The organism is Janthinobacterium rivuli, assembly GCF_009208735.1.
Lineage (GTDB): Bacteria > Pseudomonadota > Gammaproteobacteria > Burkholderiales > Burkholderiaceae_D > Janthinobacterium.
The window spans coordinates 34,537-51,813 of record NZ_WFLJ01000024.1 but is presented as its reverse complement, the minus strand read 5'-3'; the positions used below and the strand labels follow the sequence as shown (position 1 = coordinate 51,813).

Below are 17,277 nucleotides of genomic sequence, written 5' to 3'. Positions count from 1 at the left end.
TGACTTCACATGGCCTCCGGGCCGGCATTGGCCGGGACCACGATTTCGGTAACGGAGGAATCGGGCGGTACGTTCATCGCGCGCAGCGCGTTGGTCGCAATCGCCGCGAAAGCGGGAGCGGCAACCTGGCCGCCATAGTGGGCAGGGCCGGTCGGTTCATCGATCATCACGGCAATGATGAAGCGCGGCGCCGACATCGGCACCATGCCCACGAAGGAGCCGATGTATTTGCGCGGCATCGCATAGCGGCCGTTTTCCACTTTATAGGCGGTACCCGTCTTGCCGCCGACGCGATAGCCGGCGACCTGGGCGCGCTTGGCCGAGCCGTGCGCGCCGGAGACCACCAGTTCCAGCATGGCGCGCATTTCGGCGGCCGTCTTCGGCTTGATCACTTGCTGGCCCACGGGCAGTTCATTGACCTTCTGGAACGACAGGGGAATCGTGTCGCCGTCGCGCGCGAACATCATATAAGAGCGCGCCAGCTGGATCAGCGAGACGGAAATGCCGTTACCGTAGCTCATGGTCGCCTGCTCCACCGGGCGCCACGATTTATACGGACGCACGCGACCGGCCACCGCGCCGGGGAAGCCCCATTTCGGCTGCTGGCCGAAGCCCACCTTGGTAAACATTTCCCACATTTCCTGCGACGGCATGCCCAGCGCGATTTTCGAGGTGCCGATGTTCGACGACATTTCGATGATTTCGGAGACATTGATCACGCCGTGCGGCTTGGTGTCGGTGATCGTGCGGTCGGCGATGGTGTAGCGCCCCGGCCCCGTGTCGATCAGGGTGGTCGGCTTGACGCGCCCCGTGTCGAGCGCCAGCGAGACCGTGATCGGTTTCAGGGTCGATCCGGGCTCGAAGGTATCGGTCATGACGCGGTTGCGCAGCTGCTGGCCCGTGAGCTTGCGGCGGTCGTTTGGATCGTAGCTGGGGTAATTGGCCAGTGCCAGCACTTCGCCCGTATGCACGTCGAGCACCACGGCGCCACCGGCCTTGGCGTTGAATTTTTCCACCGCTTCCTTCAACTGCGTGAAGGCGATGTACTGGATCTTGCTGTCGACGGACAGGGTCAGGTCCTTGCCGTCATGCGGTTCGTGGATGAAGCCGATGTCTTCGACGATGTGGCCCAGGCGGTCCTTGATCACGCGGCGGCTGCCGGTGGTGCCGACGAGGGTTTTTTGCTGCGCCAGTTCCATGCTTTCCTGGCCCACGTCTTCCACGTTGGTGAAGCCGACCACGTGGGTCATCACTTCGCCCTGCGGATAAAAGCGCTTGTATTCCTTGCGTTCGTCGATGCCGTCGATGCCCAGCTTGGAGATCTTGTCGGCCACGTCCATCTCGACCTGGCGTTTCAGGTAGACGAAGCTGCGGTCCGAATCGAGCTTCTTGCGCAATTCGTTGACGTTCATTTCCAGCAGACCGGCCAGCGCGTTGATTTTCTCGGGCGACGCCTGCAGCACGTCGTCGGGAATGGCCCAGATGGCCTTGACGGGCACGGACGAGGCGAGCACCTGGCCATTGCGGTCGGTGATCTTGCCGCGCGTGGCCGGCAATTCGAGCGTGCGCTCATAGCGCGCCTTGCCCTGCTTTTGCAGGAACTGCGTCGACACGCCCTGCAGCCACAGGGCGCGCGCGCCCAGGCCGGCGAAAGCGAAGAACAGCAGGAACAGCACCACGCGCGAACGCCAGACGGGCAGACGCACCGCCAGTACTGGGTTCTTCGAGAATGGCACGCCTTTCGATGCCGCCACCCGGCCGTTGCTGTTACCGCCCAACTTCATTATTCGCCCTCCGTCAGGTATTGCGTACGCGCCGCCGTCAGCGGCGTCATGCTCAGGTCGCGCCGCGCGATCGCTTCGATGCGTTCATGCTTGCCCAGGGTGGACTGGTCCAGCTGCAGCTGCGCCCAGTCGATGTCGAGCTGGCGCGACAGCGCTTGCGCGCGTTCCAGGTCGATCAGCAGGTGGCGCGACTGGTACTGCGCGTTCACCAGCGACAGGCCGCAGCACACCAGCAGGGCCGACAGCACGACACACAGCTTGCCAGTCATCGGGCGCCGCCGTTTGCAGGGGCGGCCAGCGGCAAACGCTGCGCCACGCGCATCACGGCCGAACGCGAGCGCGGATTGCCCTCGATCTCGGCGTCGGACGGCTTCATCTTCGCAATCAGCTTCATTTCCGGCTGCGGCAAGTCGACCGCGCGGATCGGCAGGCGGCGGTCAGGCTGCTCCACGTTCGCCTTCGAGGCGAAGAAGCGCTTGACCATGCGGTCTTCCAGCGAATGAAAGCTGATCACGGCCATGCGCGCGCCGGGAGCCAGGCAGGCATATGCCTGGTTCAGGCCGATCTCGAGATCCTCGAGCTCTTTGTTAATGAAAATGCGTATGGCCTGAAAGGTGCGGGTAGCGGGGTCCTTACCCTTCTCGCGGGTCTTGACGGCGCCTGCCACGATGCCGGCAAGCTGTCGTGTGCTTGAAATTGGCTGGACTGCCCGGCCAGCAACAATCGCCTTTGCAATCTGAAAAGCAAACCGTTCTTCCCCATAATCGCGTATCACTTTCTCTAAATTCTGCTCGGTTTCCACCGCCAGCCATTCGGCCGCGGAGATGCCGCGCGTGGTATCCATGCGCATGTCCAGCGGTCCGTCGTTGCGGAAGCTGAAACCGCGCGCCGCGTCGTCGACTTGCGGCGACGAGATGCCCAGGTCGAGCAGGATGCCGTCCACCTGCCGCACGCCGCGTTCGGCCAGGCTGGCCGTCATGGTGGCAAAGCTGTCGTGGACGATTTCAAAGCGGGGGTCGGCGATCTGCTCGGCCGTGGCGATGGCCTGCAAGTCCTTGTCGAAGCCGATCAGGCGCGCGTCGGGCGCCAGGCGCGACAAGATCAAGCGGCTATGGCCGCCGCGGCCAAACGTGCCGTCGACGTAAATGCCGTGCGCACGGTCGCCCGTCAGGTCGAGCGCATCGACCGCTTCATCGAGCAGCACCGTGCGATGCTGAAATTCCGGCACCGTGAGTTGTGTCATTACGGAGCCTTAGAAAGAAAAATTGGAAAGTACATCGGGGGTGCCGGCATCGATCGCCTGCTGTTCTTTGTCGGCCAATTTGGCGGCATCCCATATTTCAAAGTGGCTGCCCATGCCGATCATCATGACTTCGCGCGCCAGCCCCACGGCGTTGCGCAACTCAGGCGAGATCAGCACGCGGCCCGCCGAGTCCAGCTCGACATCGACGGCGTTGCCGAGGAAGATGCGCTGCCAGGCGCGCGCCGACATGGGCCAGGCGGCGATTTGCTGGCGGTGGCTTTCCCACACGGGACGGGGGAAAAACAGCAGGCAGCCATCGGGGTGTTTGGTCAGGGTCAAGCGGCCTTCGCATTGAATCGCCAGCGCGTCACGGTGCTTGGCAGGGATAGACATCCTGCCTTTGGCATCGAGATTGATTGCGGACGCGCCTTGAAACACGGAAGACCTTTTTTGAGCTTGGTTTGCGACGCTTGCGCATCACGATGAAAAGGGAAAATTTCCCACAAAAACACACTTTTTCACACAGTTGCCCACTTTAGAGGAAGCAAAGATAGTGGTCAAGCGGTTTCCGATTGGCAAAACAGGAATTTTATTAATGAAATTAAGGACTTAGCGCATATCGTTGAAGGAGTCTCAAATAAAAATATATCGATAAATTAGATACTTATGAAAGATAGTGAATGTGCTACCTCATCTGCACACATGTGTTTTCCTACCGTAAACATCGAAAAAAACGAAATCGAAAAATTGAAATTTTTACAGTTAGTTGACACATGACAATACTTTCGTCATTCGGGCACAACAGCAATCAGCTGCAGTGAAAGACTTGGTTTAAAGCAAAAAATAAGTGTCCATGGCGCCTACCGCCCCTATTTTCAGGGCCTGGCCCGACGCGGAAAAACTATTTTTGCAATGCAGCAATTAATTGTATTCAAGAAACTTTAACCAATTGTTCATCTTTAGTTGTATATACAACTTTATCCTAAATGCTATTTTTTTGGAAACAAAAAAAGCCCCCTCCCGGGGGCTTTTGGGCGGCGCGCAGCAGGCGAAACGCTGCGGCCGATACGCTCCCCGGCAAGCCAGGGAGCAGGAATTCAAGTGAAGCAGGCCGGTAGGCCGGATTTTGTTACGGCGCCTTCCCTTGCAGGTCGGCGCTATGACAGTCATTCCTCTAGGCGCCAGATTACTCGGGCGCTCAAGCTTTCTACCCGCACGCTCCGCGAGCAGCATCATCGCGTGCCTATTTGAAATTGCACCAGGTGGAGGTTACCGCGTTTCACCGTAACTTAATACGCTCGTCTCTGTGGCCCTATTCCTCGCCTTATACCTTGCGGCTTTCGACGGACGGCCGTTAACCGTCACCCCGCTCTATGGAGTCCGGACCTTCCTCCCGCCAGCGCATTGCTGCGCCGGCCAGCGACTGTCTGGCCTGCTTCACCCGCCATTGTACCGCGCCGCAGCATGTTTCGGCAAAAGCGCGGTGTAACCGTCGGGGGATTGTGTAATTCGGTGTCGCCATTTCAAAAGCCGGGCCAAATCGGCTCACATAGAATGGGGCAAGCTGCTTGCATGCAAGCGCATGCGCACCGCTTGCCCCATTTCTTTGCCACCCACTAGCATATAAAGAGCCGAACATGACGCAACAATCCCGTACCGGCGGCCAGATCCTGGTCGATGCCCTGCAGATCCACGGTGTCGACACCGCCTTTGGCGTGCCTGGCGAAAGCTACCTCGACGTACTCGACGCCCTGCACGACTCGGGCATCCGCTTCATCATCAACCGCCAGGAAGGCGGCGCCGCCTTCATGGCCGAAGCCTACGGCAAGCTGACGGGCAAGCCGGGCATCTGTTTCGTCACGCGGGGGCCGGGCGCCACCAACGCCTCGATCGGCGTGCACACGGCCTACCAGGATTCCACCCCGATGATCCTGTTCATCGGCCAGGTGGGCAATGATTTCGTCGACCGCGAAGCGTTCCAGGAAATCGACTACCGCCGCATGTACGGCCAGATGGCCAAGTGGGTGGCGCAGATCGACCGCGCCGAGCGCATTCCCGAATACCTGGCGCGCGCCTTCCAGGTCGCCACCAGCGGGCGTCCCGGCCCTGTCGTGCTGGCCCTGCCGGAAGACATGCTCATTTCCATGGCGACGGTCGCCGACACGCGCGCCTACCAGAGCGTGCAGGCGGCGCCATCGGACGCCCAACTGCAGCAACTGCGCAGCATGCTGGCCGAGGCGCAGCGCCCGCTGGTGTTGCTGGGCGGCACCACCTGGACGCCGCAAGCGTGCGCCGACCTGCAGCAGTTCGCGGAAAACAACCATCTGCCCGTCGCCTGCGCCTTCCGCTTCCAGGACTTGCTCGACAATGCCCATCCGAACTACATCGGCGACGTCGGCATCGGCATCAACCCGAAACTGGCCGCGCGCGTGAAAAATGCGGACCTGGTCATCGCCATCGGCCCGCGCCTGGGCGAAATGACGACGGGCGGCTACACCCTGTTCGACTCTCCCGTGCCACGCCAGCGCCTCGTGCACATCCATACGGATGCCGAGGAACTGGGCAGCGTCTACCAGGCCGAACTGATGATCAACAGCGGCATGCCGCAAGTGTGCGCCATGCTGGCCGCCATGGCCCCCGTCGACACTGCCGCATGGAAACATACACCGACCGAAGCGAAGGCCGAGCTGGCCGCCTACCAGCAGCGCCCGCCCATCTTCCAGGATGGCCAGGCACCGCTGGACCTGTGGCAAGTGACGCAAGAGATCATGGCGCAGGCACCTCTGGATACCATCCTGACGAACGGCGCCGGCAATTACGCCTCGTGGGCGCACCGCTTCTACCGCTACGGCGGCCTGCGCACGCAGCTGGCGCCGACGAATGGCGCCATGGGCTACGGCGTGCCGTCCGGCGTGGCGGCCAAGATCGTGCACCCCGAGCGCACCGTGATCACCTTTGCCGGCGATGGCGAATACATGATGAATGGCCAGGAACTGGCCACGGCCGTGCAATACCAGGCGGGCGTGGTCATCATCGTCTTCAATAACCAGATGTTCGGCACCATCCGCATGCACCAGGAACGCGATTACCCGGGCCGCGTGTCGGGCACGACCCTGCACAACCCGGATTTTGCGGCGCTGGCGCAGGCGTATGGCGCGCATGGCGAAGTGGTGGCTACAACAGAAGAGTTCGCTCCCGCCCTGCGGCGGGCGCTGGCGCATGCCAAGGCCAACAACTTGCCGGCCCTGATCGAGCTGCGCTATGACGGCAACCTGATCACGCCGAACGCGACCCTGTCCACCATCCGGGCGAATGCGGAAAAGGCGCAAGCGGCCCGATAAGCCCCTTGCGAGGCTGACAATAGCAAAGGCCCGGTCGATACCGGGCCTTTTTCATTTTGACGGCGGCAATCGCTCAGGCGGCGGGCGCTGGCGCGCTTTCCTCGGCAGGCACTGCCTCGGCGGGCGCGGCCGGCATCGGCGGACATGGCGTGCAGTTTTTCAAGGGGCGGCCGAAATCGCGCACGCGGCTCAGTTTCATGGGCATGCGCACATTGCCGCCGCAATAATCGCCTTCCAGGGTCAGGGTCTGCCCATCCTTGGAAAACTTGCCGACGATGGTGCGCTCCTCATTGTCGGCGCCGGCGATGGTGAAGTCGAAGGCGCCGGTGGCGGCATCCAGATTGACGTCATTGGCGACAATAGGCCAGCTCAGAGCGCCCGCCGTGAATTCATAGATGACGGAATCGGCTTCGGCGAAGCGGTGCAGGGTGACGCGCTGACCGCCGATTTCGCCGCTATCCTTTTGCAGGCACAGGTCCGAGTAGACGGCCACGCCGTAGCGCTCCAGTCCGGCCGGCTTCTTGCCCTTGACGGCGGCGACAGCGGCACCCGTGGCGCCAGCGAGCAGCAGCACGGCCAGCATGGCGGCCAGGCGCGGCGATTTCAATGCATTCATGACATTCCTTTACTTAAGTAACGGCGCCATTATAACTGGCGCCGCCCATGCAAAAACGCGCCGCCAGGCCGAAGCCAGACAGCGCGTTTCTTTGCATGCAGCATCCCCGAAGGGATGCCTTAGCGGTACTAAGCTTCGCTTGCGCGAATATTAGAACGAGTGACGAACACCAACGTTGAAGGCTTTGTCGCCCGTACCAACATTGCTGTTGTTACCAACGGTGTAGCCAGCGCCGTTCTTGTTCTTGATCTTGGCGTACGAAGCGTAGGTGCTCGTGCGCTTCGACAGAGCGTAGGAGTAACCCAGTGCCCATTGATCAGCGTCAGCATTGGTTGCGTCTTTGTCGTTCGTGCGGATGAACGAAGCCATGACGGTGCCAGCTGGGCCAACAGGTACGGTTGCGCCAACCAGGATGTTGTTGCTATCGCGGCTGAATGCAGCGTCAGCACCACCGAATGCGTTACGGGTCGAGAACGAACCGTTAGCATTTTGTACGGCGTTGTTAGCGATCATGCTGTTGTAGCCCTTGTTCACGCCGTATGCGACGTAAGCTTTAGCAACTGCGAAGTCGTAGTTAGCTGCCAGCAGGTAGTTACGTGCGCTACCGATTTGGAACTGGGTGTTGTCGGTGTTGTTGTAAGCAAAGCGAGCGTTCAGAGGACCGTTCGAGTAGCCAGCCGACGCGCCGATTTGACGGCCGATTTTGTTCGACTCAGCGTTTTCGCCGAAGGTGTAAGCCACGTCAGCGTCAAAGCCGTTGAAGTTTGGCGAAGCGTAAACCACGGTGTTGCTGGTGCGGGTGTTCGAGGTGAACAAGTTCTTTGCGGAACCAGCGTAGCCAGCTGCGAATGGATCAGCAACTTTCGACAGGGTGTTGTACCAAGGGGTGTATTGACGACCCAGGGTCAGGGTACCGGTCGTTTTGCTGCTCAGACCAACGTAAGCTTGACGGTTGAAGATCGAACCGGCTTTGTCTTGCGTACCGTTGTCAACGTTGAAACCCGTTTCCAGAACGAACAGTGCCGACAGGCCGCTGCCCAGATCTTCGGTGCCTTTGAAGCCGATACGGGAAGCCGAACCAATGCCGCTGTCCAGTTTGTTAACGTTGCCGTTAACACCGCCGCGCTCGCTGACGAAACCAGCGTCAACGGTACCGTAGATAACAACGCTCGATTGAGCTTGGGCTACGCCGGTGGCTGCTGCCAGGACTGCCAGAGTGATCAGAGTTTTTTTCATTGCGATTTCCTTTAATTTTGAAGCAAAAAGTAATACAGCCTATGCATCTCGAGCTGCGCTCTAGCAGAGCGCTTTTTATGAGTGAGGGCAAGGTCTCCACCTGCCACATTGCTGTTCCGGTCAGAGGAACATTCATATCGGTATCGGCACGCTATTGCACCGATAAGCTTGAAGGCTGCAGAGCGACCGTATTTTCGTGCGCCGGTTCGGTGCTCAAAAGGCACCGGAAGCGGCACTATAACGACCGTTTCACATTCCATCAAGTTCCAACATGTTACTTCCGGTACCAGGCCGGGGGCTTTTTCAGGCATCCCGACCATCGCCAACCGTACTACGCGACAGAGCCAGTGCCCCTTGCCAACCAATGCATTGGCCTGATTGACCATTCCATCATAACGCATGCCTTGTCGACACCCGTTGTATTAGTGCAACAGTATCAGGCGCATGATTAAAACGTCAACATGCTTTACCCACCATTTGCCCTCGAAGATTTACGCGACAAAGCACACAATTTGTCAGGCGATAATGGATAAACGGGACGAAGCATACACGGCATCGCCAATGTTTGCTGCCGGATGCCCGAAAACGGGAAATTTGGCGCCCTATTTTGGTGCGTTGCCGCATTATTCAGGGGCGTAGGCGCTATTTTCGACGTCGGCGCGCGCATCGAAAAAATAGGCAAAGTGATAACACAATTACTGACTTTCCGGTAATTTAAATTGCTCACATAGAAATGTTTTCCATGTTTTCCAGCCAATGCTTCAGCCATCCAATTGAAACGGATGAGGACGACTCTTGCTTGCAAATTCCGCATCAGTTGAAACAATTTCTTACAATGTTGCCTTCTCAATATTTTGACATATTTGTGTCAAAAAAACGACACATTGACCGAAGTCAAGTTTTCGCCAGCCCAATTCCACGTAATTTACTTTTTCTTTTTCCGATTTTTTGCTTAAAAGCATCTAGAAATACGCTTAGCGCTGGCTTGCGCGCCGGAGCATGCGCATGAAAGGGCCCAGCACAGGCAGTTTTTCATACAGTTCTTCCGCCGCATCCCAATAATCGCGGTGCATTACCACCCGTCCCTGCGCATCGAAGCGCACATGTGTTGCGCCACGAATACATTGTTCTCCGGATACCAGGCGTTTCATGCGGAAGCGAAACTCCCACGTGAGGAACGCTTGCTCTCCCTGCCCCAGGCGTTCCAGCACGACAAACCGGGGCGCATCGACTTGCACGAACATGTGCTCGAAGATGGCCAGGATGGCGGCATGGCCCTCGACCTCGTTGAACGGGTCCTTGAAGCGGGCGTCCGGCGCATACACGGCGCCCAGCTGGGCCAGGCCCTCCAGGCTCAGGTGCTCGTAAAACGCCACCAGGCGCGCCAGCGCGCCTTCCATGGTTGCGGTCATAGGCCCGTCACCTTGTGGATCAGCCAAAAATAGGCGCGGTACGGCAACAGCCGGGCCAGGCGCAGGGTATTGGTAAAACGTTTGGGAAAGTGGATGTGGAACTGGCCCCGCTCGATGCCGTCGAGCATGGCGGCCGCCGCGTCCTGCGCCGTCATCAAGGCCGGCATGGTGAAATCATTGTCCGCCGTCAAGGGCGTGGCGACAAAACCCGGGTTGATTTGATACACATCAATCCCGCGCGGATGCAAGTCCAAATACAGCGACTCCGTCAGGTTGATCAGCGCCGCCTTGCTGGCGCCATACGCGAGCGCCTTGGGCAAGCCGCCATAGCCGGCTACCGAGCCGACGATGCCGATGCCGCCGCTGCCCTGGCGCAACAGCCACGGCAAGGCCTGCTCCAGGCAATTGAAGACGCCGCCCACATTCAGGGCCAGCAAACCCTGGGCCGCCTCGAGGTCGAAACTATCGGCGCGCATGGCCTGATAGCCGCCAGCAACCACCAGTATCAGGTCGATATGCGTCCACTGCTGCTGCAACGCCACGCACACGGCCCGCACTTGCGCATGCTCGGTGATATCGAGCGGCAAGGCTTGCGCCAGCGGCTGTCCCTCGCACAACTGCTCGAGGCTGGCGCGGTGACGGGCCGACAGGGCCACGCTGGCGCCTTGCCCCAGCAGCAAGGTGGCGCAAGCGGCGCCGATGCCGCTGGAAGCGCCGATGATCCACACGCGTTTGCCGGCCCAGCTGCTGATCTTGCGATTCATGGGGCCGCCTGCGGACGCTTGCTGAACGATAAAGTGACGGCGCCCAGGCTGAAGCCGAACTTGCTCATGGCGGCGCGGTTCAGCATGACCTTGTCGTCCATCAAGAACATCCAGTCCTCGAAGTCGACGTGGTAGACCGTGCCATCGACGGGCAGCGCCAGCACGTATTGCCAGCGCAAGGCATTGCCGGCCACTTCGCCGACGGCCTCGCCGATCACGTCGGGCGCCGTGCCGATGAAGCGCCCGGGCGCCGTCTTGCGCAGAGTCCACACGCGCCGTTGGCGGCTGCCGTCCGAATATGTGAAATCCTCGTCCAGAATACCCGTCTCGCCCTGCCAGCTGGCGCGCATGACAACGGTAAAACGTTTCACGACCTTGCCGGAACGATCCTGGAAGATGCCGTGCGCATCGAGCGTGCCGTTGAAATACCGCTGCAAGTCCAGTTGCGGCAATTCCTGCGCATACGTGGCCGGCGTGGGCGGCGTGGAACAGGCGGCCAGCGCCAGCAACAGGGCCGCCAGCGGCAGGCGGCGTTTGCAATAGTTCATGAGGCGCATGGGCGATTCTCCAGGTGATCACTATATATATGTTGCAGGGGCGCGCGCCACAACAGCAGCGCCGCCAGCAGCTTCAAGGCACAGGGCAGCAAGGCATAGCTGGCGGACAGGGCCGGCAAGCCGCCGCTGCTGCCCGGTACATAACCGAGCCAGGCCAGCAGGGGCAAGGCGATGCCGGCCGCCAGCGCCAGGCTCATCTGCACGCCCCAGTTCCACCAGCCGAAATACGCCGCCTCATGCCGCCCGGCATGGCCGGCCGCGCCGATCAACCCTGCCAGCAGGGCCGGCGGCAAGGCCAGGTCGGCGCCCAGTGCCAGGCCCGACAGCAGGCAAATGGCGGCAAAGCCCCAGGCGGCGCCCGCGCCCAGGCCATACGCCCAGACAAACACGGTCGCGGCCAGCAGCATGGCGCCGCCCCAGGCGCGCGCCTCGCCAAAGCGGCGCGCCAGGGCCACCCACACGGGCATCGAGGCGGCCGCCGCGCAGAAATAGACGATCAGGAACGGTCCTGCGTAATGGCCCAGGCGCAAGTAGTCGGTGGCAAAGAACAGGAACAGCGTGGCGGGGATGGCGGCGGCCACGCCATTGACGAGCAGGACGGCAAACAGCCAGCGAAACGCGCGCTGGCGCAATGGCAGGCGCCAGGCGGCAGCGGGCAGCACCGCCGTGCCTTGCCGCAAAACCGGACGCGGCGCGCGCGCCAGCAGCAGCGCGCCCGCCCCCAGCAGGCAGACGGCAAAGGCCAGCGACAGGCCGTCATAGCCGAGCACGGAAGTCAGCCCGGCCGCCAGGATCACGCCGAGCAAGCCGCAGCCTTCGCGCACGGCCGCCACGCGCGCCCGCTGGCCGCGCGCCTGGCTCAAGGCCGCGCCCCAGCTCTGGTGCGCGATGCCGGCCAGGCCATAGGCGGCATACACGAGCAGCAAGGCGGCCAGGAACCAGGCCAGGGTGGCCGCCTGCGGCATGGCCGGCGGATGGAACAGGGCACCAAAGCCCAGCAGCAGCAAGGGCAGCGCGGCGCCGACATGGACGGCATAGCCGCGCCGGCCCCGCGCCATCCAGGCGCCGAGGGCAGGATCGATGAAAGCGGCGGCGATGCGGGCCGCCAGCAGGACGGCGCCGATCTGCGCCAGGTCAAGACTGCTGCGCTGCGCATAAAACGGCGCCACATATATATAGATGGGCAGCGCCAGCATGGCCAGCGGCAAGCCGAACAAGCCATAACTGAACAAGGCCGGCAAGCTCAAGGCGCTGGCCCCGGCAGTCATGGCAGCGGCGCCGCACTCTGCAACAGCGCGCCGCGCAGCTTGGGCGCCGTGCTCGACGGCGACAGCCAGATGGCGAAAAAGGCGCGCGCGAAGTCGCCATCGCTCACGTCGGCCAGCACCTTGCCATCGAGGTAAAAGCGCACGCCGGGTGCGATGCCGGCACGGTAGGCGCCCGCAATGCGCTGGTCTTCCTTGACGTCAGGAAAGATGCGCTGCATGGTGGCCAGCCACGCCAGGCGCTGCGCTTCCGTGCCCGCGCCTATCTTCTGCATCTGTTCATAGCTGGCCTCGGCGATCTTCCTGCCATCGAGCGCACGCGCATAGCGCAGTTCCAGCACGAAGGGCGCCGTCGCCGACGTCGTGCCCTGATAACCGTTCGCGCCCACCCACAGTTGCGCCCGATAGATACGCATGCCGAACCACGTGTATTCCCCCTCGCCCGCCAGGCGGGCCTCGGGCACGTCGGCAGCGATAAAGGCCGGCGGCGCGGCCGCGGCACCCAACATGGTCAACGACAGCAAAGCGGCGACAAGCAACTGGCGCATCATCACTCCTTAATCAGGGTAAATTGCATCACATCCGTGTTGTGCGCCTGGAAGGCGGCCTCGCAATACGCGAGGTAAAACTCCCAGGTCAGCAGGAAACGGCCATCGAAGCCCTGTTTTTCCAGCGCCGTGCGCTGGGCCAGGAAGCTGGCACGCCACTGGCGCAAGGTTTCCGCGTAATCGAGGCCAAAGCTGAAGGCGTCTTCCACGCGCAAGCCCTGCGCCTCGGCGGCGCGGCGAAACTCGGCCGGCGAAGGCAGCATGCCGCCAGGGAAAATGTACTGCTGAATAAAATCCGTGCTCTTGCTGTAGCGTTCGAACAAGGCATCGGCGATGACGATGGTCTGGATGCAGGCGCGTCCGCCCTGCTTCAAATTGCGCGCCACGCAGGCGAAATAGCCGGGCCAGTAGCTTTGCCCCACGGCTTCGAACATCTCGATCGAGGCGATGGCGTCGTACTGGCCGGCGCTGTCGCGGTAATCGCACAGTTGCAGGTCGGCCTGTCCTGCCAGGCCCGCGTCCTGCAGGCGCTGGCGCGCATAGGCGAGCTGCTCGGTCGACAGGGTCAGGCCCGTCACGTGGGCGCCGCAGTCGCGCGCCGCCGTTTCCGCAAAACCGCCCCAGCCGCAGCCGATTTCCAGCACGCGCTGGCCCGGCCGCAGCTGCAGCTGCTCGGCGATGCGCCGGTACTTCGCGCCCTGCGCCTGCTCCAGGCTGGCGCCTTCGGTGAACAGGGCGCTCGAATACGTCATCGACGGGTCCAGCCAGAGCTGATAAAAGGCGTTGCCGATGTCGTAATGGGCGTGGATATTCTTCTTGCTGCCGGCGCGCGAGTTACGGTTGAGCAAATGCCGCAGCTTGTAGAGCAGATTGCCCCACCAGTTGCCGTAGATCAAGGATTCGATCTGTGCGCGGTTGCGTATCATCAACTCGATCAAGCCCGGCAAATTGTCCGTGCGCCAGTCCCCGGCGATAAACGTTTCCGCAAAGCCGATGTCGCCCGAGCGCAAGACGGCCGCGCACAGTCGCCAGTTATGCAAGTCCAGGGTGACGGGGAGGCTGCCATCGCCGCACAGCAAGATGCTGCCGTCGGGTGTGCGCAGGCGCAGGGCGCCATGCTGCAATTTTTCCAGCAGGCGCACAATCATGCGCCCGGCAGCGGGCATGTCCAGGTGCGCATGCCCATGCGAGGGAGTGGAACTGCTGCGCGCATGCAGGCCGGTCGGCAGGGAATCGGAGCTCATCGGGACACCTTTTCTTGTGGAGGATGGGGTTTGCTGAAAAACGGCACGCGGCGCAGCCACAGGCGCAAGGCTTGCCAATGGATGCGTACCATCACGCCAAGCGTCATCAAGGGGTAGCGCAGCAAGGCCCAGGCGATGACGCCATCGCGCAGCGGCTGCGCCGTGCCGGACAAGCTCGTCTGCAGCAGCGGGCCAGCGAGGTCGTCGTAATCGACCCGCGCCAGATGGCGCTCACCGTCTTGTTCGCTATTGCGCAGGAAACGGAAGCGGTACTGGCCTTCCACCTTGCAAAACGGCGACACGTGGAAAATTTTCTTCGCAACCAGTTCGCTCCCGTACGCGATGGCGCCGCCCTGTTCGAGCAAGTACAGATGGCGCTCGCCAAAGGTATTGCGCACATCGCAGAGCACGGCCCGCAGCGCGCCATCCGGGCGGTGGCAAAACCAGAAGCTGACGGGATTGAAGACATAGCCGAACATGCGCGGCATGGTTTGCAGCCAGATTTCGCCACCCGCGTCCGCCACGCCATGCTGGCGCAGCAAGCCATCGATCCAGTCCAGCAGCGGTGTCTTGCCATCGCCGTGGTCGCTGTCGCGGAAGGACAGCACATTGGCGCCGTTGCGCGAGATCAGGCGTGCCGGAAAATCCTGCGCGCCCAGGCTGCGCAGGGGCAGGCGCAGGTAAAACATGCCATAAGCAAAGGCATGCGCGCGCGGACGCAGCCGCGCATGGCGCACCCGTCCCCGGCACAGCTGCGGCTGCGGCAGTGCGGCTTGCGTGGGATCACGCGGCATGGCCGAGCTCCGCGGACGCCAGGCCCAGCAGGCTTTGCGCCACGCCCAGGCCCGATTTCAAGCCGTCTTCATGGAAACCGTAACCCGTCCAGGCGCCCGCGAACCACGTGTGCTGCGCGCCCTGGAAACCGGCCAGGCGCGCCTGGGCCGCAATGGCCGCGCCATCGAACACGGGGTGGGCATACGAAAACTCGTCGATGATGCTGGCCGGATCGGGCTCGTCAAGCGGATTGAGCGAAACGATGACGGGCGTGCTGAACGGCAAGGGTTGCAGCTGGTTCAGCAAATAATGCACGCACACTTGCGGCGCCTCGCCTTCCGCCACTGCCGGCCGGCCCTGGTAATTCCAGGCCGACCAGGCACGGCGGCGCTGCGGCAGGCAGGACGCATCCGTATGCAGCACGGCCCGGTTGGGCTGGTAGCGCACGGCTTCGAGCACGGAGCGCTCGTCGTCGCGGATATCGCCCAGCAGGGCCAGCGACTGGTCGCTGTGGCAAGCGAGCACGACGTGATCGGCATGCTCGACGCCGGCGGCCGTGTGCAACTCGACCATGCGCGCGCCGCCATGCGGCTGGCGGCGCACGGCCAGCACCGGGCACGCCAGGCGCTGCTGCGGTATGCCCGCCAACAGCTTTTCCACGTAAACGCGCGCGCCGCCCCGCACCGTACGCCATTGCGGCCGGTTGCTCACTTGCAGCAAGCCATGGTTGTGGCAGAAACGGATGAAGGTGGCCAGCGGAAAGGCCAGCATCTGGCGCGCCGGGCACGACCAGATGCAGGCAGCCATCGGCAGCAGATACCAGTGGCGGAACTCGTCACCATAGCCGTGCAGGTCGAGAAACTCGCCCAGCGACAGGGCCGGCGCCGGCACGGCCGCCGTGGCCAGCGCGCTGGCCTGGCGGTTGAAGCGCACGATGTCGCGCAGCATGCGCAAGAAGGCGGGGCGCAGCAGATTGCTGCGCTGGGTAAATACGGTATCGAAATTGGCGCCCGCCCATTCCAGCACGCGGGCATCGGGCGTGGTGCCCAGCGGCATCTTCACGGAAAACGACATGTCGCTGTCGGCCGCCTCGACACCGAGTTCGTCAAACAATTGCACCAGGTTCGGGTAGGTGGCGTGATTGAACACAAGAAAACCCGTGTCGACGCCATGCGTGACGCCATCGAGCGTCACATCCACGGTATGGCTGTGGCCACCAAAGTAGTCGCCCGCCTCGTACAAGGTGACGTCCTGGCCCGCTTGCGCCAGGCGATAAGCACACGACAATCCTGCGATTCCTGCTCCGACGACGGCAATTTTCATGAGTACACCTGTATTGAGTTTGTCCTGGACAAAACGAGCATCATGGATAATCGATGAAATATTGATTTATGTCAATGAGTGCTCCCCTGCCGTTCACAAACTTATACGCTCGCCATTTCCAATCGGATTCAGCGATTTGGTCCGGGGCGGCGGAAGGCGTAAAATGCATGCCACGTTCTTCCGCAAGCGAGCAAAGCCACCCTGGTATGGATACTGACCTGCAACCTACTTCCGCCTTCAGCATCAGCGATGTCGAACGCGACACCGGGCTGGCCAAGGAAACCTTGCGTGTGTGGGAGCGCCGCTACGCCTTTCCCCAGCCCCGGCGCGACGCCTTTGGCGAACGCAGCTATCCGGCCGAGCAAGTGCAGAAATTGCGCATGGTCAAGCGCCTGCTGGACCTCGGATTTCGTCCGGGAAAAATCATGCAGCACAGCACCGCGCAACTGCAGCAGCTGGCCAGCGCCGGCAGCGCGGCGCCGTCCTCGCCGCAACCGCAACTGGCGCACTACCTGGCCCTGTGCCGCGGCCACCAGATGGCGGAACTGGGCGACGCCCTGCGCCAGGCGCTGGCCGTGCTGGGGCTGAAGGCGTTCACCATCGACGTCATCGCGCCCCTCACCAGCATGGTGGGCGACGCGTGGGCTTGCGGCGAACTGGCCGTCTACGAAGAGCATCTGTATAGCGAAACCCTGCAGACGGTGATGCGCCACGCCATTTTTTCCCTGCCACAGGCGAGCAGCCCGTCCACGCGCACGCCGCGCATCGTCCTCAGTACCCTGCCGCAGGAGCGCCATGGCCTGGGGCTGCTGATGGCCGAGGCGCTGTGCGCGGCGGCCGGCGCCCATTGCATGTCGCTGGGGGTGGAAACGCCGCTGACGGACATCGTCGCGGCCGCCCGCGCGCAGCGGGCCGATATCGTGGCGCTGTCGTTTTCCAGCGCCAGCAAGCAACGGCAGACGCGCGACAGCCTGCAGCAGCTGCATGCAAGCTTGCCTCCGAGCATGGAATTGTGGGCAGGGGGACGCAGTCCCGTCCTGTACAAGCAGCCGCCGTCCTTCCTGCATGTGCTGGACTTGCGGCAAGTCGACGAAAGCATCGCCGCCTGGCGCCGCCGCCACCAGGCGCACGCCCTGCAAACCCACTGAACCGGCCGAAAAGCGCGGCAAC

General features: G+C 62.1%; 16 protein-coding genes and 1 other RNA gene. 2 read left to right on the top strand and 15 right to left on the bottom strand.

Features of this window, described 5'->3' with window-relative positions; genetic code table 11:
• Positions 1-5: 5 nt before the first annotated feature.
• The 5 genes from GCN78_RS26125 to rnpB form a co-directional block, all read right to left on the bottom strand.
• A complete protein-coding gene (locus GCN78_RS26125; protein ID WP_152254313.1) occupies positions 6-1,784 on the bottom strand; it encodes a peptidoglycan D,D-transpeptidase FtsI family protein in 1,779 nt (592 codons plus the stop codon).
• Entirely contained in the window at positions 1,784-2,053 is a 270-nt protein-coding gene (gene ftsL / locus GCN78_RS26120; RefSeq protein ID WP_010394930.1) for a cell division protein FtsL, read from the bottom strand. Before ftsL ends, GCN78_RS26125 begins: the two co-directional genes overlap by 1 nt.
• A complete protein-coding gene (rsmH, locus tag GCN78_RS26115) occupies positions 2,050-3,027 on the bottom strand; it encodes a 16S rRNA (cytosine(1402)-N(4))-methyltransferase RsmH (RefSeq protein WP_152254312.1) in 978 nt (325 codons plus the stop codon). Before rsmH ends, ftsL begins: the two co-directional genes overlap by 4 nt.
• A 9-nt stretch (positions 3,028-3,036) precedes the next feature.
• Positions 3,037-3,465 (bottom strand): division/cell wall cluster transcriptional repressor MraZ, encoded by a 429-nt coding sequence (gene mraZ, locus GCN78_RS26110; RefSeq protein WP_034748899.1) that lies wholly within the window; start codon positions 3,463-3,465, stop codon positions 3,037-3,039.
• A gap of 661 nt (positions 3,466-4,126) precedes the next feature.
• Positions 4,127-4,466, bottom strand: an RNA gene (rnpB, locus tag GCN78_RS26105) — RNase P RNA component class A.
• 198 nt (positions 4,467-4,664) lie between these two features.
• Between rnpB and GCN78_RS26100 the strand changes: the two genes are divergently transcribed.
• The gene (locus GCN78_RS26100; RefSeq protein ID WP_152254311.1) at positions 4,665-6,368 is read left to right on the top strand and encodes a thiamine pyrophosphate-binding protein; all 1,704 of its coding nucleotides are present in this window, start codon (positions 4,665-4,667) and stop codon (positions 6,366-6,368) included.
• Positions 6,369-6,441: 73 nt separating this feature from the next.
• On the opposite strand, the gene GCN78_RS26095 is transcribed toward GCN78_RS26100, so the two are convergent.
• The 10 genes from GCN78_RS26095 to GCN78_RS26050 form a co-directional block, all read right to left on the bottom strand.
• Positions 6,442-6,984: a hypothetical protein gene (locus tag GCN78_RS26095; RefSeq protein WP_152254310.1), complete on the bottom strand. Its 543-nt coding sequence runs from the start codon at positions 6,982-6,984 to the stop codon at positions 6,442-6,444.
• Positions 6,985-7,134: 150 nt separating this feature from the next.
• Positions 7,135-8,220 carry a porin gene (locus GCN78_RS26090; protein WP_152254309.1) on the bottom strand — a complete coding sequence of 362 codons (1,086 nt, stop codon included), beginning with the start codon at positions 8,218-8,220 and terminating at the stop codon, positions 7,135-7,137.
• Between the two features lie 974 nt (positions 8,221-9,194).
• Entirely contained in the window at positions 9,195-9,632 is a 438-nt protein-coding gene (locus GCN78_RS26085) for a nuclear transport factor 2 family protein (protein WP_152254308.1), read from the bottom strand.
• Complete coding sequence (locus GCN78_RS26080; RefSeq protein WP_152254307.1) at positions 9,629-10,396, bottom strand: SDR family NAD(P)-dependent oxidoreductase; 768 nt, start codon at positions 10,394-10,396, stop codon at positions 9,629-9,631. The genes GCN78_RS26085 and GCN78_RS26080 overlap by 4 nt, the downstream gene beginning before the upstream one ends.
• Positions 10,393-10,953, bottom strand: a complete 561-nt coding sequence (locus GCN78_RS26075) for a DUF3833 domain-containing protein (protein ID WP_152254306.1) — start codon at positions 10,951-10,953, stop codon at positions 10,393-10,395. The genes GCN78_RS26080 and GCN78_RS26075 overlap by 4 nt, the downstream gene beginning before the upstream one ends.
• Positions 10,941-12,221, bottom strand: coding sequence for an MFS transporter (locus GCN78_RS26070; RefSeq protein ID WP_152254305.1), 1,281 nt, complete (start codon positions 12,219-12,221; stop codon positions 10,941-10,943). Before GCN78_RS26070 ends, GCN78_RS26075 begins: the two co-directional genes overlap by 13 nt.
• Positions 12,218-12,766 carry a chalcone isomerase family protein gene (locus GCN78_RS26065; RefSeq protein WP_152254304.1) on the bottom strand — a complete coding sequence of 183 codons (549 nt, stop codon included), beginning with the start codon at positions 12,764-12,766 and terminating at the stop codon, positions 12,218-12,220. The genes GCN78_RS26070 and GCN78_RS26065 overlap by 4 nt, the downstream gene beginning before the upstream one ends.
• Positions 12,767-12,768: 2 nt before the next feature.
• On the bottom strand, positions 12,769-14,010 hold the full coding sequence (locus GCN78_RS26060) for a class I SAM-dependent methyltransferase (protein WP_413465239.1): 1,242 nt from the start codon (positions 14,008-14,010) through the stop codon (positions 12,769-12,771).
• Positions 14,007-14,804, bottom strand: a complete 798-nt coding sequence (locus tag GCN78_RS26055) for a DUF1365 domain-containing protein (RefSeq protein WP_152254303.1) — start codon at positions 14,802-14,804, stop codon at positions 14,007-14,009. Before GCN78_RS26055 ends, GCN78_RS26060 begins: the two co-directional genes overlap by 4 nt.
• Positions 14,794-16,107: an NAD(P)/FAD-dependent oxidoreductase gene (locus tag GCN78_RS26050; RefSeq protein WP_152254302.1), complete on the bottom strand. Its 1,314-nt coding sequence runs from the start codon at positions 16,105-16,107 to the stop codon at positions 14,794-14,796. Before GCN78_RS26050 ends, GCN78_RS26055 begins: the two co-directional genes overlap by 11 nt.
• A gap of 167 nt (positions 16,108-16,274) precedes the next feature.
• Here GCN78_RS26050 and GCN78_RS26045 point away from each other — a divergent pair, with 167 nt between their 5' ends.
• Positions 16,275-17,255: a MerR family transcriptional regulator gene (locus tag GCN78_RS26045; RefSeq protein WP_226939831.1), complete on the top strand. Its 981-nt coding sequence runs from the start codon at positions 16,275-16,277 to the stop codon at positions 17,253-17,255.
• Positions 17,256-17,277 lie beyond the last annotated feature (22 nt).